A 14,383-nucleotide genomic window follows, 5' to 3' on the forward strand; every position below is an offset into this window, starting at 1 on the left:
ACTGCAGGTAGACCGGCTCGACGCGGCGGGAACCGTGCTCGGCACAGGAATCTACACCGGTGCAGTTGTTGCGTCCACTGGGGGTCACCTCCGGATGCCGCTGCCGGCACCCTCGGTCGCAGAGCAGACCCGTAACACCGAGGAGCCAGTTACCATCACGGCGGAGCTCACGATCGACGGTGTGCCCGCTGAGGTCGCGCCAGTCGGCTGGGCCGTGCTGCCGGCAGGGGCAACCGAGGAGCCAGAGTTCCAGGAGAGCAATGTGTTCCCTGGGCTCACCCCTGAGACTGAGTACCGCATCTTCGCGAGCGTCCCGCTCAACGACTGGTACCACTCGCCGAGCGAGGCCAGCTTCACCACCATCGACGCCGACGATGAGGGCGAAGGCGAAGGAGAGGGCGAAGGCGAGGGCGAGGGCGAAGGCGAAGGTGAGGGCGAAGGCGAGGGCGAAGGCGAAGGCGAGGGCGAAGGCGAAGGCGAGGGCGAGGGCGAGGGCGAAGGTGAAGGCGAGGGCGAAGGCGAGACCGTTGTGCCCGAGCAGCCCCTTCCGACGATCCCGCCTTCGTGCACCGATGACGGCCCGGTCACACTCTGCGAGACCGGTGGCGACAGCGCTGCTGCAGGGCTTGCCGCCGCAGGCTTCTTGCTCCTTGCCGGAGTGAGCCTCGCCTGGTTCGCACGGGTGCGGAGCCGCAGCTCCGCACGCTAAGAACGGCCCGCTCGGTGGACATGTCGGCAGTCGCTACTAGACTGCCGACATGACCCTCGATCTCGCGGCACCGCAGCTGCGCGCGGCAGCCGATACGCAACCGTGGCTTGATCCAGCACGTTACTGGGAGAGCCTTGACCGGGCGACGCGGGAATACTCCGCGCCCGTGATCGCGCTCAGTGCCGAGGCGCTGAGCTTTAACGCCCACGACATGCTCCGGCGGGCGGCAGGCCTCCCGATTCGTGTCGCCTCGAAGTCCGTGCGGGTGCGAGGAGTACTCGACGCGGTCCTCGCGCTTCCCGGTTATTCGGGGGTGCTCGGGTACTCACTCGCAGAGGCGATCTGGCTGAGCGAAACCATTGACGACATCGTTGTCGCCTATCCCACGGCTGATCGGGCAGCGATCGCGGCGCTCGCCGCAGACCCGCGGGCGGCCGAGCGCGTCACGCTGATGGTGGACAACCCCGAGCAGCTCGACCTCATTGACTCGGTGATCGCACCCGACGAGCGGCCGAGCATCAGGCTCTGCCTTGATTTCGATGCGTCGTGGCGGAGCAAGGCGCTCGGGCACATCGGAGTGTTTCGCAGCCCGATCCACACGACCGCGGGGCTGCGCAGCTTCGCGCAGCACATTCTCGGCCGCAAGGGCTTCACGATTGCCGGTGTGATGTCGTACGAGGCGCAGATCGCTGGCGTCGGCGATGATCCTGTGGGCAAGCCCGCTGCGGGTGTCGTGATGCGGGCGATGCAGCGCGCGAGTCATGCTGAGCTCGTTGACCGCCGGGCTGAGGCGCTCGCCTCGCTCAGAGAGATTGTTGAGCTCGAGTTCGTGAACGGTGGCGGCACCGGATCGATCGAGCGCACCGTCGCCGAGGGCGGCATGACCGAGGTCGCTGCGGGCAGTGGCCTGTTTGGCCCGCACCTCTTCGACAACTACCGCGGCTTCAGCCCGGCCCCCGCGGTCGGCTTCGCGCTCGACGTCGTGCGCCGACCAAACGCTGACACCGCGACGCTGCTCGGCGGTGGATGGATCGCATCTGGCCCGGCGGGTGCCGACAGGCTCCCGCAGCTCGTCTGGCCCGAGGGCCTGCGGTACGCGCCGCGCGAGGCCGCGGGTGAGGTGCAGAGCCCCGTGGTCGGGGCAGCAGCGCGCGACATGCGCGTGGGAGACCGCGTCTGGCTCCGCCACACGAAGTCTGGCGAACCGATGGAGCACGGCAATGTCGTTGTTCCTGTGAACGATGGTGTGGCGGGGGATCCGCTGCTCACCTACCGCGGCGAAGGGAAGTGCTTCCTATGAGCGCACGCTGGCGCAACTGGGCCCGGACCGAGTCGTCGGTGCCCGCGACCGAGGTGTTTCCGCGCACGGCGGAGCAGATTATCGCCGCGGTGGATCGCGCACGCGACACAGGCCACACCGTGAAGCCCATCGGGGCCTCCCACAGCTTCACCGCGATCGGCGCGACCGACGGGATCCGGCTGGAGCTCCGGCGTATGCGGGGCCTCGTCTCGGCTGATCCGGCCGGCGGGCGCGTGACGCTCTGGGCGGGAACGCACCTGTGGGAGCTGCCCGCGATCCTCGAACCGCTTGGGCTCGCGCTCGCGAACATGGGCGACATCGATAAGCAGACCATCACCGGTGCAACGCAAACCGGCACCCACGGCACGGGGCTGCGACTCGGCGGGCTGTCGACTGCGGTTGTCGGTGCGACGCTCGTCACGGGTACGGGCGAGCTCCTCACCGTGAGCGAGACCGAGAACGCGGAGTTGCTGCCCGCGGTCGCTCTTGGCCTTGGAGCGCTCGGGGTACTGGTGACCGTCACGATCCAGTGCGTGCCGCGCTACCTGCTGCACGCGGTCGAGACGCCAGACTCCCTCGACGCAGTGCTCGACACCTTCGAGGAGCGCAACCGGGCCGCCGACCACTTCGAGTTCTACTGGTTTCCGCACACCGAGGGTGCGCGGACGAAGACGAACACCAGAATCCCGGTGGATCCGGAGCTGGGTGCCGCCGGCAGCGGTGCGCGGCCGCTCGGAGCTGTGTCGCGCTACGTCGACGAAGAGCTCATGAACAACACGATGCTCGGCGCGGTCGTCGGCTTCCAGCGCTGGCTGCCCGCCTCGACGCCGCGCATCAACCGCGCCGTGCAGACAGTATCGAGCGCGCGCGACTACATCGACGAGTCGCACCGCGTGTACGTCACCAACCGGCGCGTGCATTTCCGCGAGATGGAGTACGCCCTGCCGCTTGAGGCGGCACCGACAGCGTTGCGAGAACTGCGCGAGCTGATCGAGCGCCGCAAATACAGGGTGTCCTTCCCGATCGAGGTGCGCACGGCGGCTGCGGACAACCTTTTCCTGTCGACGGCGCACGGGCGCGAGAGCGGCTACATCGCCGTGCACCGCTACTGGAAGGATCGCGACGACGACTACTTCCCCGAGGCGGAGGCCGTGCTAGCGGCGCACGGGGGCCGCCCTCACTGGGGAAAGATGCACACGCTGACGGCTGACTCACTGCGCGAGCGGTACCCGAGGTTCGATGACTTTGTGGCGGTGCGGGATCGGTTCGATCCCGATCGTGTGTTCGCTAACCCGTATCTCACCCGCGTGCTGGGGGAGTAGCCGGCTCACAGCTTCACAGCGATTTCATGACCTGCAACGCTAGTATTCAGCTATGTCAACCGGATTGGTCATCACCCTTGTCGTTGTAGCCCTGCTCGTAGTCGCCGTGGGCTACCTGTGGATCACCTACAACTCCCTCGTGACGCTCCGCGTGCGCGTGGAAGAAGCTTGGAGTGACATTACGGTGCAGCTCAAGCGCCGCGCCGACCTCATTCCTGCCCTGGTTGAGACGGTGAAGGGGTACGCCGCGCACGAGCAGGGAGTGTTCGACTCTGTGACGAAGGCGCGAGCCGAGACGATCTCCGCGCAGAGCCCCGCGGAGGCCTCGGTCGCCGAGAACCACATGCAGTCCGCGCTGAAGAGCATCTTCGCAATCGCCGAGGCCTACCCGCAGCTCCAGGCGAGCCAGAACTTCCTCCAGCTGCAGTCGGAGCTCGTCGACACCGAGAACAAGGTGCAGGCCGCACGCCGCTTCTACAACGGCGGCGTCCGCGAGCTCAACACGAAGATTCAGGTCTTCCCGAACAACCTGCTCGCGGGCCCGTTCGGCTTCAGCCAGCGCGACTTCTTCGAGGTCGACGACGCGGTGGCAATCGCAGAGCCCCCGCGCATCCAGTTTTAACGCAGTGAATCGGGGGAGGAGGCCGCGTGTATAGCGCCATTCGCCGAAACAAGATCAACAGCGCCCTCATCATCCTGCTGTTCCTCGGCATCGTCGGCGGCCTCGGTTGGCTCGCGTCGGCGATCTACCAGTCGCCGGGAATCGTCATCGCGGTGGTCGGCTTCGCGCTCATCTACGCGCTGATCCAGTACTTCTCGGCCGGCAAGCAGGCCGTCTCAATGAGCGGTGCTGTGAAGATCGGCCCTGCCGACAATCCGCGGCTCTATCGCGTCGTAGAAAACCTCGCGATCACCACAGGCATGCCGATGCCCGAGGTCTACATCGTGAATGATCCAGCGCCGAATGCGTTCGCAACGGGCCGCGACCCCGAGCACGCGATCGTCGCGGCGACCACCGGGCTCCTCGACATCATGACCGACGCCGAGCTCGAGGGAGTCATGGCGCACGAGCTCGGGCACGTGCGCAACTACGACATCCGCGTCTCGATGATCGTCTACGGCCTCACGGTCGCCGTCGGCATGATCGCCGACATGCTCATGCGTATGGCCTTCTTCGGCCGCAACAATAACAACAACCCGCTCGTGATGGTGTTTGGCCTCGTCGCGATGCTCGTCGCCCCGCTCGTTGCGAGCATGGTGCAGCTCGCGGTCTCCCGACAGCGTGAGTACCTTGCGGATGCGACTGGAGCGCTCACCACGAGGCATCCGGAGGCGCTCGCGAGCGCGCTCCACAAGCTCTCCGAGTACGGCAGGCCGCTGGAGAAGCAGCAGTCGAGCATGGCACACCTGTGGATCGCCGACCCGCTGAAGCCCGGCATGATGCAGCGCCTTTTCGCGACGCACCCGCCGCTGCCCGAGCGCATCCGCCGGCTCCTCGACATGGGCGGAAAAATGTAGGTGAGGCACCCGCCTCCCCGCCCCACCCCACCGCCACTTCCACCCCACCGCGCCGGCCACCCCCACCCCACCGCCCCCGCACCCCCGGAGTTGGCAGTTATTGTCGCGTGAGCGCCCCTCAAGCGACAACAACTGCCAACTCGGCACGCCGCCGGGCGGGGCAAAGATGTGACCTCCCCGTAATAGGCGTAGGGTAGAGGCAGTCAAAGGGGGTCATCAGCTTAGTGTCAAGCACGTTCCGCTCCCTCTCCATCCGCAATTATCGGATCTGGTTCTTCGGAGCGTTCGTTTCGAACGTGGGTGCTTGGATGCAGGCGACGACCCAGAACTGGGTCGTGCTCACGGAGCTGACTGAGAACAACGCCTCAGCCGTCGGCATCACGATGGCGCTGCAGTTTGGCCCGCAGCTGCTCCTTGTCCCGTTCAGCGGTGCGGTCGCCGACCGATTCGACCGCCGCAAGGTGCTGCTCCTCACGCAGAGCCTCCTTATGCTGCTCGCGGTGGGCCTCGGTACGCTCCTCATCACCGGCCAAGCCGAGATCTGGCACCTGTACTCCTTCGCGCTCGGCCTCGGCATCGTTAACGCCTTCGACTCGACCTCCCGCCAGGCCTTCGTCTCCGACCTCGTCGGCAACAGCCATCTCTCGAACGCCGTCGCCCTGAACTCCGCCTCGTTCAACTCTGCTCGCCTGGTCGGCCCCGCCGTCGCGGGTGTACTCATCGCCGCGATCGGTTCCGGCTGGGTGTTCATCATCAACGCCGCCTCGTTCCTGGCGATGCTCGGTGCGCTGTCGATGATCACCACCTCGCACACGCGGGCACCCAAGAGCGACAAGCGCGAGTCGCAGCTGCGCCAGCTCTCCGCGGGCTTCCGCTACGTCATGCAGCGGCGCGACATCCTCGTGATCTTCATCATGGTGTTTCTCGTCGGCGCGTTCAGCATGAACTTCCCCGTGATGTCCTCGACGATGGCGGTCGAGTTCGGCAGGGGAGCGGCCGACTACGGCCTGCTGTCGTCGATCCTTGCGATTGGATCGCTCACGGGCGCGCTGCTCGCAGCTCGCAGACCGGCCGCGCGCATGCGCGTCGTCATCATCTCAGTCGGCGGGCTTGGCATCGTGAGCCTGCTCGGCGCGGTGATGCCGACCTACTGGCTGTTCGCCTCGACGCTCGTGTTCTTCGGGCTCGCGACATCGACGATGATGACTACGGCGAACGGGTTTGTGCAGACGACCTCGGATCCCGCCGTGCGCGGCAGGGTGCTCGCGCTCTACATGGCGATTCTCATGGGCGGAACGCCGATCGGGGCACCGCTCGTCGGAGCCGCGGCAGACGCGCTCGGCGCGCGATCCACATTTGTGATCTCCGGCGTCGCCGCGCTCATCGCATTCGCGGTCGGGATGACCTGGCTGGTGTCGGATCGCAAGCTGCGGATCCGCTGGAACAACGGGCTCACAGTCACCCACGCGGGCCGGCCGCTCATCACTGATAGCCGCGCTGAGCAGCTCGAAACCCTCACCGCACCGATCGACGTCTTGCGGCGCGAACCAGACACCCGGGACCCGCTCGAAGCGAACTGGGATTCGGCACCGCAGGAAGCCCCGGCGACAACCGGAATCATTCCGCTGCCAATGCCTGAGAAACCCGCCGCCGACGAGGATCCGGAGCGCCCCGGAGGGTAGGCTAGGAGGCGCAGTGCGGGCCAACCCGCGGAACCCTCAACCACTGGAGCGAGATACTCGTGAGTGACTTCATGTCTGCCCAAACCCGTACCGAAACGGATTCACTTGGCAGCGTCGAAATACCCGCATCGGCTTACTGGGGCGTGCACACCGCGCGTGCCCATGAGAACTTTCCGATCGCACGCCGACCGATCTCGGTCTACCCCGACTTCATTCGCGCGTTTGCGTGCGTGAAGCAGGCGGCGGCCCGAGCAAACCTCGAGATTGGTGCGCTCGACGAGCAGCGTGCAACGCTCATCGACCGTGCGTGCGAAGAGATCAAGACCGGCATGCTGCACGACCAGTTCGTCGTCGGCGTTGTCCAGGGTGGTGCGGGTACCTCGAGCAACATGAACGCGAACGAGGTCATCACCAACCGCGCGCTCGAGCTCGCTGGGCATGAAAAGGGCGACTACGCGTTCATCAACCCGAACGATCACACGAACCACAGCCAGTCGACCAACGACACCTACCCGACCGCGATCAAGGTTGCGCTCGCGTTCTCGCTGAAGTCGCTGCTCGAAGAGATCGCGCTGCTGTCTGACTCGTTCGCCGCGAAGGGCCGCGAGTTCTCGCACATCATCAAGGTCGGTCGCACGCAGCTGCAGGACGCAGTGCCGATGACCCTCGGCCAGGAGTTCAACGCCTTCGCTGTCACCCTCCGCGAGGACATCGAGCGCCTGCAGGACGCAGTGAAGCTCCTCGGCGAGGTCAACATGGGCGCCACCGCGATTGGCACCGGCATCAACGCTCCAAAGGGCTACAAGGAGTCGGTGATCCGCCACCTCCGCGAGATCACCGAGCTGAACCTCGAGACCGCGGGCGACCTCGTCGAGTCGACGAGTGACACCGGCGTCTTCATCACCTTCTCGGGCGCGCTGAAGCGCTCGGCGATGAAGCTGTCGAAGATCTCGAATGACCTCCGCCTGCTCTCCTCGGGCCCGCAGGCGGGCTTCGGCGAGATCAACCTCCCGGCACGCCAGGCTGGCTCGTCGATCATGCCCGGTAAGGTCAACCCGGTCATCCCCGAGGCTGTCTCGCAGGTCGCGTACGCGGTCGCAGGCTCCGACGTGACCGTGTCGATGGCTGTCGAGGCGGGCCAGCTCCAGCTCAACGCCTTCGAGCCGATCATCGCGCACTCGCTGTTCCAGTCGATCCTGTGGCTTGAGCGCGCATGCCAGACGCTGCGCGTGAACTGCGTCGACGGCATCACCGCGAACGAGGATCGTCTCGAAGACATGGTGGCTCGCTCGGTGACTGTGATCACCGCGCTCGCTCCGGTCATCGGCTACGCAGAGGCTTCGAAGCTCGCGAAGGAGGCGCTCGCAACCAACGCGAAGGTCTCCGAGCTCGTGATCTCGCGGGGCCTGCTCGATCAGGCGCAGCTTGACGATATTCTGCAGCCGTCGAAGCTCGCGGGCCTGGCTCCCGTGACCGACGTGATCCCGGTCATCAAGATCGACCAGCCTGGCGCGGTCGCTGAGGATGACACCACCGACGCGTAAAGCTCATCCCGCCCGCAGGGGCGCGAACGACAAGGAGCCCGGCACTCAGTGCCGGGCTCCTTGTCTGTGTTCGGTGCTGCGCGATGATCATCGTCACGCAGCCGCGAACCGCGGGCGAGTGCGCCTAGATCTGGACGCAGTGCGTCGTCACGGCACCGATCTTCTCGATCGTGACGGTGACCTCAGTGCCCTCAACAAGGTACAGTGGCGGCTTCCGCGAGCGGCCGGCACCTCCGGGGGAGCCCGTCGAGATGACGGTTCCGGGGAGGATCGTGAGCGACTGCGAGATCGACGAGATGAGCTCTGCGACGGTGCGAATCATGAACTCGGTGGTTGAGTCCTGCACACGCATGCCGTCTACGTCGGTCGCGATGTGCAGCGCCTGCGGATCGGGGATCTCATCAGCGGTGACGACGACCGGGCCAATGGGGGTGAAGCCGTCGAACGACTTGCAGCGCGACCACTGCGGCTCCGAGAACTGAATGTTGCGCGCGGTGATGTCGTTGATCGCCGTGTATCCGAAGACATAGTCAAGTGCCTCTTCGGGCGTGACGTTCTTTGCGGCGCGCCCGATGATGACACCGAGCTCGCCCTCGTAGTCGACCTCTTCGCTCAGGCGTGTGGGCAGCTCGACGGTTCCGTTGTGACCGTTCAGCGAGTTCGGGAAGAGCGTGAAGAGCACGGGGCCCGAGTCGTTGTCGAGCGCGAGCTCGCTCGCGTGCTCGTCGTAGTTCAGGCCGACTGCGAGCACGACGGGCGGGTTGAGCACCGCCGGGGCGTAGCTTGCGTCGGAGGCGTCGATACCTGCTCCGGCAGGGAGTGCCGCTGCCGCGGAGCTCAGGCGCTCAAGCGCCTCGGGGCCTGCCTCGATAAGGTCTTGCAAGGTTTCGAACGGTTCGCCGAGTTCACGCACGGGAACAAATCGCTCACCCCACTCGATAAAGAGCTCGGGGACTGACGAGGCGTCGGGGGTTAAGTGCGCAAATCTCACGACTCTAGGCTATCGGGCTTTCGGCACCACGCCGTTGTCGTGGCTCGCCTAAGTTGAGCCCGTTCACCTGTGCGTCATGACTCTGAGACAGAAACGTTGTTTCCCTCTCAGCGAACCTCATGGTGGCGGCGCCCCAGATCGGTCAGAATGGCCCCATGACAGATGCACCGCTCACGAAGCCAGAAATCGATGCACCCGAGGGCCCCGCGCCCGCAGAACTTGAGATCGTCGATATCGTCGTCGGTGACGGCGCAGAAGCAGCCGCAAACTCCACCGTTGACGTCCACTACCTGGGAGTCGAGTACGACTCCGGCGAAGAGTTCGACTCCTCGTGGAGCCGCGGCGAGTCAGTGAACTTCCCGCTGAAGGCCCTGATCCCCGGATGGCAGCTCGGCATTCCCGGCATGAAGGTTGGCGGCCGCCGCAAGCTCACCGTGCCGCCCGCGCAGGCCTACGGCGAGAGTGGCGGACACCCGCTCTCCGGCAAGACGCTGATCTTCATGATCGACCTCAAGGGCGTTAGCTAAACACTCCAAAGCGTCACTGGAACGGTATCGCTTTGCGTAGGGGCACCCACGCCCTCGCGCAAGGTGGTACCGTTTTCCTGTTCAGCAAACACCCAGGAACAGGAGCGGCTCGTGTCAGAGGCCACACAACAGAAGGTGAAGGAGCGGGGCTTCCTTGACCGCTACTTCGAGATCACCAAGCGCGGTTCGACGATCGGAACCGAGGTTCGCGGCGGTCTCGTCACCTTCGTGACGATGGCTTACATCGTTATTCTCAACCCGATTATTCTTTCGGGCAAGGAAGACGTCGCGGGCAACATCCTCGACTTCGGTCAGGTCAGCGCCGCAACCGCGCTGGCAGCCGGTGTCATGACGATCCTCTTCGGTATCGTCTCGCGGCTGCCGTTCGCATTCGCTGCGGGACTCGGCATCAACGCCTTCCTCGCATTCTCGGTCGTCCAGGAAGTCACCTGGCCCGAGGCGATGGCAATCGTCATCATCAACGGTCTGCTCATCGTGCTGCTCGCCGCAACCGGCCTGCGCCGCATGATCTTCGACGCGGTTCCCGTACAGCTCAAGCTCGCGATCACCGTGGGTATCGGCTTCTTCATCGCCTTCATCGGCTTCGTGAACTCCGGTTTTGTTGACGCGACCGGCCAGTCATCGCCCCCCGTGGGCCTCGGCCCGGCAGGCGTCGGCTTCATCACCACCATTCCTACCCTCATCTTCGTTGTGACCCTCGCGCTCACCGGCATTCTCGTCGCGAAGAAGGTCAAGGGCGGCATCCTCATCGGCCTCATCAGCGGCACGATCATCGCGGTCATCGTCGAGGCGATCTGGAAGATCGGCCCGAAGTTCGGTGACGACGGATCACTCAACCCCGGCGGTTGGAGCCTCACCGAGCCCGTGCTCGGCGGCAACCCGTTCGCGATCCCCGACCTCGGCCTCGTCGGAGCAGTGAGCTTCGATTTCGGTAAGGTCGGCCTCGTCACCGTCGTGATGCTCGTCTTCACCCTCCTCTTCACCAACTTCTTCGACGCAATGGGCACCATGACCGGCCTCTCGCGCGAGGCGGGCCTCGCTGACGACAAGGGCAACTTCCCCCGCATCAAGTCGGCGCTCGTCGTCGAGGGCATCGGTGCGGTTGTCGGCGGCGGCACCTCGTCTTCCTCGACCACCGTGTTCGTGGAGTCGGGCGCTGGTATCGGCGAGGGCGCGCGAACGGGCCTCGCGAACGTCGTCACCGGCGTGGTCTTCCTGCTCGCAATGTTCTTCACCCCGCTCACTGAGATCGTTCCGACCGAGGTCGCGGCTGCGGCGCTCGTCATTGTCGGCGCGATGATGATGTCGCAGATCGCGCACATCGACCTCACTGACTTCCGCGTGCTGCTGCCGGTGTTCCTCACGGCCGCGGTGATGCCGCTGAGCTACTCGATTGCCAACGGCATCGGCGCTGGCTTCGTGTCGTGGGTGCTCGTGCACGCGTTTACCGGCAGGGCGAAGCAGGTGCACTGGCTGCTTTGGATCGTCTCCGCAGGCTTCGTGATCTTCTTCGCGCGCGGCCCGGTTGAGGCGCTGCTCGGCGTGTAACCGCGTAGTTGCGTCGGCACAGGCCGGGGTGGATCAGAACGCTGATCCACCCCGGCCTGTGTTGTATCGCGCGCGGCCTGGTGCCGCTGCGCTCCGGCTGGCGCCGCTGCGCGAGGCCTGGCGCCGCTCTGCCGCACCCTAACTGCCCCTATTTTTCTATTCCGAGCCTTGCGCGCCCTGCAGAAGGCTCGGTTGAGATGAATCGGGGGTTGAAGGACGGCGGACTGGCGAGCCGCTCGGCCACTGGGCGCTCCGGGCCCCGTCGCGGCTACTCCAGCGCGCGGTACGCCTCAGCGACAACCTCAGCAAGCTCCGCGGCGATCTCAGGGGTGCCGGCAATGAGCAGCTCCTCGCCCGGTCGAGCGTCCCCGAGGCCGCGAACCACAGCACCCGATTCGCGGGCGATCAGCGCGGCAGCAGCGTAATCCCACGGCTGCAGCCCCCGCTCGTAGTAGGCGTCGAGGCGGCCCGCGGCGAGGAGGCACAGATCCATCGCTGCTGACCCGATCCGGCGAATGTCGCGCACGCGGGGGAGGACCCGCCGCAGCACCTCGACCTGCTCGGTTCTGCGCTCCACGGTGTACCCAAACCCGGTGCCGAGCAACGTTGTCGCGAGCGTCGTCTGCGACGGGCCAGGCAGGCGCTCCGACCCGAGGAACGCGCCGCCACCCTCCCACGCCGTGAAGAGCTCACCGGTCACCGGGAGATAGACAGCGCCCGCGATCGCGCGGCGGCCGTCCGACATCGTGCCCGGGGCCCCGTCCGCGACGGTCGCGGCAACGCTCACCGCGTATGCAGGAAGGTTGTAGAGATAGTTGACGGTGCCGTCGATGGGATCCACCACCCACGTCACCCCGCTCGTGCCCTTCACACTCGCGCCCTCCTCGCCCAAAATGGCGTCTTCCGGGCGGAGCTCGCGGATTCCCGCGGTGAGGATCCGTTCGGCCTCCTCATCGGCAGCCGTGACGACATCGGTGAGGCTCGACTTCGTCGCCGCGATGTCCACCCCCGCTGCGCGCTTCTCGTGGATCATCTGCCCAACGGACCGGGCGAGTGTCCCCGCGATGTCGGCAAGGGCGGAGGCATCAACCGATTCAGTCATGCTTCCGAGCCTACCGGCCAGATCGCGGGGGCTCGCGGGGGCTCACGGGCACGCTACGGGCGACCCGTGCCCTCGAACGCGTATGCGGCCTCGCCGTGTGCCGCCGCGTCGATCCCGCTGTCCTCCACCGCCTGGGGCACGCGCAGGCCCGTCGTGAGCTTCACGCCCAGCGCAATGACGAGCGAGGCGATGAACGAGTAGAGCACGACGCCGACGACCGAGATCACCTGCACGAGGAGCAGCCCGGAGTCCCCACCCGTGAACAGCCCGTCGTTGAGCGCGAAGAACCCAAGGTAGACGGTGCCGATGACACCAGCGACGAGGTGCAGGCCGACTACGTCGAGCGAATCGTCGAAGCCGAGGCGAAACTTCCACTCGATCGCGACCGCGCACGCGGCCCCGGCGAGTGCCCCGAGGAGCAGCGCGAACACGGGGGAGAGGTTCGCGGCCGCTGGCGTGATCGCGACGAGCCCCGCGACAGCCCCTGACGCGGCTCCAACAACGCCGGGCTTGCGGCCGCGGAGCGTGTCGACGGCCAGCCATCCCATGATCGCTGCGGCGGGAGAGCCCAGCGTATTGACGAGAATCAGCCCCGCGGTACCCGCGTCCGTGGCCAAGCCCGCGTTGAACCCGATCCAGCCGAACCAGAGCAGTGCGGCACCTATGGTCACGAGCGGGATCGAGTGCGGCGGGTGCGCCCCCGGGGCGAAGTCACGGCGCTTGCCGACGACCAGGGCGAGGGCAAGTGCCGCAGCGCCGGCGTTAATGTGAATCGCGGTGCCGCCGGCGAGGTCAATGACGTCGGGCGTGCCGAGCCAGACGCCGAGCTTGGAGATCCAGCCCCCGCCCCAGACCCACGCGGCGACCGGGAAGTACACGAGGGACGCCCAAACCCCTGCGAAGAGTACCCAGGATCCGAGGCCCACCCGGTCTGCGATCGCGCCCGAGATGAGGGCGGTCGTGATCATTGCAAAGACAGCGCCGAAGCCGACGCCGATGAACTCGCTCGGATCTGTGTGGGTGAGACCGAAGTCGCGGAGCGGATTCCCCGCAAACCAGCCGTCGTTGTCTCCGAAGACGCTCATCGAATATCCGAAGAGGATCCACAACACTCCGACCACACCCATTGCGCTCACGCTGAAGAGCATCATGTTGACGACCGAGCGAACGCGGACGAGGCCGCCGTAGAACAGTGCCAGTCCCGGAGTCATGATGAGTACGAGCGCTGTGCTCGTGAGCGTCCAAACCGCTGTTGCTTCCATGTGTGTCCCTTCGTTCCCGCCCGGTGGAGCGGCCCGACTCGACCGTGAGTCCGGGTCTTCACAGTCTGCGTTCTGGCCGTTTCCTCACCGTTTCCCTCGCGAGGCGTGTGCGTCACATCTCTGTTTCCTGGGCGTTTCGGCGATGCCGGTTCGGGCGCGTGAAGGCCGGGCCGCGCAAGGGTGCTAAGATAGTGAGGTTGCCGTTAGATCGGCCGCGGATACAGAGAGCCCAAGCATCCCGCTGAAGGCGCCGCGCAACTGGAGAAAGGGGATCACCTATGTCACTGTCTACAGATGTCAAGAAGGCGATCATCGAAGAGTACGCAACCACCCCCGGTGATACCGGATCCCCTGAGGTTCAGGTGGCTATGCTCTCGCGTCGTATCAAGGATCTGACCGAGCACCTCAAGGAGCACAAGCACGACCACCACTCGCGTCGTGGCCTGCTGCTCCTCGTGGGCCAGCGCCGTCGTCTCCTGGCTTACCTCCAGAAGACCGACATTGCACGCTACCGTACGCTCATCGAGCGTCTCGGCCTGCGCCGCTAGTCTCAGTCCGCGCTGGCCAGCGATCGCTGGTCGCCACTGACTCTGGGAAGCCCCTCTCCTTTGGGAGAGGGGCTTCTTGCATGTGCCCGGCACCATCCCACCTGCCCCGATTAATCCTTCGTGAGCCTTATCCGCCCCACAAAAGCCTCATGCAGGATTAATCGGGGCGGGGAAGCCGGCTCAGCGGACAGGGCAAGCGAGGGACCGCGCAGGGTCGGCCGCGCAGGGCCGGCCGCGCAGGGCCGGCCGCGCAGGGTCTGCCGGCCACACGTCCCGCTACCAAGCGCCTCCCCGCACCGGGTACGCTGA

General features: G+C 65.9%; 13 protein-coding genes. 10 read left to right on the forward strand and 3 right to left on the reverse strand.

The window, feature by feature from the left end; translation table 11 throughout:
* The 7 genes from ACI1US_RS00220 to ACI1US_RS00250 form a co-directional block, all read left to right on the forward strand.
* Window positions 1-709 (forward strand): hypothetical protein (locus ACI1US_RS00220; protein ID WP_461637201.1); only part of this gene is annotated, 709 nt, incomplete at its 5' end.
* A 49-nt stretch (window positions 710-758) separates the two neighbouring features.
* The gene (locus tag ACI1US_RS00225) at window positions 759-2,009 is read left to right on the forward strand and encodes a type III PLP-dependent enzyme domain-containing protein (protein WP_461637203.1); all 1,251 of its coding nucleotides are present in this window, start codon (window positions 759-761) and stop codon (window positions 2,007-2,009) included.
* The gene (locus tag ACI1US_RS00230; RefSeq protein WP_416549785.1) at window positions 2,006-3,331 is read left to right on the forward strand and encodes a D-arabinono-1,4-lactone oxidase; all 1,326 of its coding nucleotides are present in this window, start codon (window positions 2,006-2,008) and stop codon (window positions 3,329-3,331) included. Before ACI1US_RS00225 ends, ACI1US_RS00230 begins: the two co-directional genes overlap by 4 nt.
* A gap of 52 nt (window positions 3,332-3,383) precedes the next feature.
* Entirely contained in the window at window positions 3,384-3,953 is a 570-nt protein-coding gene (locus ACI1US_RS00235; RefSeq protein WP_416549784.1) for a LemA family protein, read from the forward strand.
* A gap of 26 nt (window positions 3,954-3,979) precedes the next feature.
* The gene (locus tag ACI1US_RS00240) at window positions 3,980-4,849 is read left to right on the forward strand and encodes a M48 family metalloprotease (protein WP_416549783.1); all 870 of its coding nucleotides are present in this window, start codon (window positions 3,980-3,982) and stop codon (window positions 4,847-4,849) included.
* Window positions 4,850-5,073: 224 nt separating this feature from the next.
* Window positions 5,074-6,531 carry an MFS transporter gene (locus ACI1US_RS00245; RefSeq protein WP_461637206.1) on the forward strand — a complete coding sequence of 486 codons (1,458 nt, stop codon included), beginning with the start codon at window positions 5,074-5,076 and terminating at the stop codon, window positions 6,529-6,531.
* A 71-nt stretch (window positions 6,532-6,602) separates the two neighbouring features.
* Entirely contained in the window at window positions 6,603-8,075 is a 1,473-nt protein-coding gene (locus ACI1US_RS00250; protein ID WP_416549781.1) for an aspartate ammonia-lyase, read from the forward strand.
* Window positions 8,076-8,199: 124 nt separating this feature from the next.
* Here ACI1US_RS00250 and ACI1US_RS00255 read toward each other — a convergent pair whose 3' ends face one another.
* Window positions 8,200-9,066 carry a fumarylacetoacetate hydrolase family protein gene (locus ACI1US_RS00255; protein ID WP_416549780.1) on the reverse strand — a complete coding sequence of 289 codons (867 nt, stop codon included), beginning with the start codon at window positions 9,064-9,066 and terminating at the stop codon, window positions 8,200-8,202.
* Between the two features lie 155 nt (window positions 9,067-9,221).
* On the opposite strand from ACI1US_RS00255, the gene ACI1US_RS00260 reads away from it, so the two are divergent.
* Together ACI1US_RS00260 and ACI1US_RS00265 are read left to right on the forward strand one after the other, a co-directional pair.
* Entirely contained in the window at window positions 9,222-9,593 is a 372-nt protein-coding gene (locus ACI1US_RS00260) for an FKBP-type peptidyl-prolyl cis-trans isomerase (protein WP_416549779.1), read from the forward strand.
* 111 nt (window positions 9,594-9,704) lie between these two features.
* Complete coding sequence (locus ACI1US_RS00265; protein ID WP_416549778.1) at window positions 9,705-11,162, forward strand: NCS2 family permease; 1,458 nt, start codon at window positions 9,705-9,707, stop codon at window positions 11,160-11,162.
* Between the two features lie 268 nt (window positions 11,163-11,430).
* Here ACI1US_RS00265 and ACI1US_RS00270 read toward each other — a convergent pair whose 3' ends face one another.
* Window positions 11,431-12,264 carry an inositol monophosphatase family protein gene (locus ACI1US_RS00270; RefSeq protein ID WP_461637210.1) on the reverse strand — a complete coding sequence of 278 codons (834 nt, stop codon included), beginning with the start codon at window positions 12,262-12,264 and terminating at the stop codon, window positions 11,431-11,433.
* A gap of 53 nt (window positions 12,265-12,317) precedes the next feature.
* Window positions 12,318-13,526 carry an ammonium transporter gene (locus ACI1US_RS00275; protein ID WP_461637212.1) on the reverse strand — a complete coding sequence of 403 codons (1,209 nt, stop codon included), beginning with the start codon at window positions 13,524-13,526 and terminating at the stop codon, window positions 12,318-12,320.
* Between the two features lie 278 nt (window positions 13,527-13,804).
* Between ACI1US_RS00275 and rpsO the strand changes: the two genes are divergently transcribed.
* Window positions 13,805-14,074 (forward strand): 30S ribosomal protein S15, encoded by a 270-nt coding sequence (rpsO, locus tag ACI1US_RS00280; RefSeq protein ID WP_416549776.1) that lies wholly within the window; start codon window positions 13,805-13,807, stop codon window positions 14,072-14,074.
* Window positions 14,075-14,383 lie beyond the last annotated feature (309 nt).

Origin of the sequence: Leucobacter sp. BZR 635 (assembly GCF_048061935.2) — a bacterium.
GTDB lineage: Bacteria > Actinomycetota > Actinomycetes > Actinomycetales > Microbacteriaceae > Leucobacter.

Coding starts and splice junctions, on each gene's coding strand:
- ACI1US_RS00225 (WP_461637203.1), top strand. CDS start 759: ATGACCCTCGATCTCGCGGCACCGCAGCTGCGCGCGGCAGCCGATACG.
- ACI1US_RS00230 (WP_416549785.1), top strand. CDS start 2,006: ATGAGCGCACGCTGGCGCAACTGGGCCCGGACCGAGTCGTCGGTGCCC.
- ACI1US_RS00235 (WP_416549784.1), top strand. CDS start 3,384: ATGTCAACCGGATTGGTCATCACCCTTGTCGTTGTAGCCCTGCTCGTA.
- ACI1US_RS00250 (WP_416549781.1), top strand. CDS start 6,603: ATGTCTGCCCAAACCCGTACCGAAACGGATTCACTTGGCAGCGTCGAA.
- ACI1US_RS00260 (WP_416549779.1), top strand. CDS start 9,222: ATGACAGATGCACCGCTCACGAAGCCAGAAATCGATGCACCCGAGGGC.
- ACI1US_RS00270 (WP_461637210.1), bottom strand. CDS start 12,264: ATGACTGAATCGGTTGATGCCTCCGCCCTTGCCGACATCGCGGGGACA.
- ACI1US_RS00275 (WP_461637212.1), bottom strand. CDS start 13,526: ATGGAAGCAACAGCGGTTTGGACGCTCACGAGCACAGCGCTCGTACTC.
- rpsO (WP_416549776.1), top strand. CDS start 13,805: ATGTCACTGTCTACAGATGTCAAGAAGGCGATCATCGAAGAGTACGCA.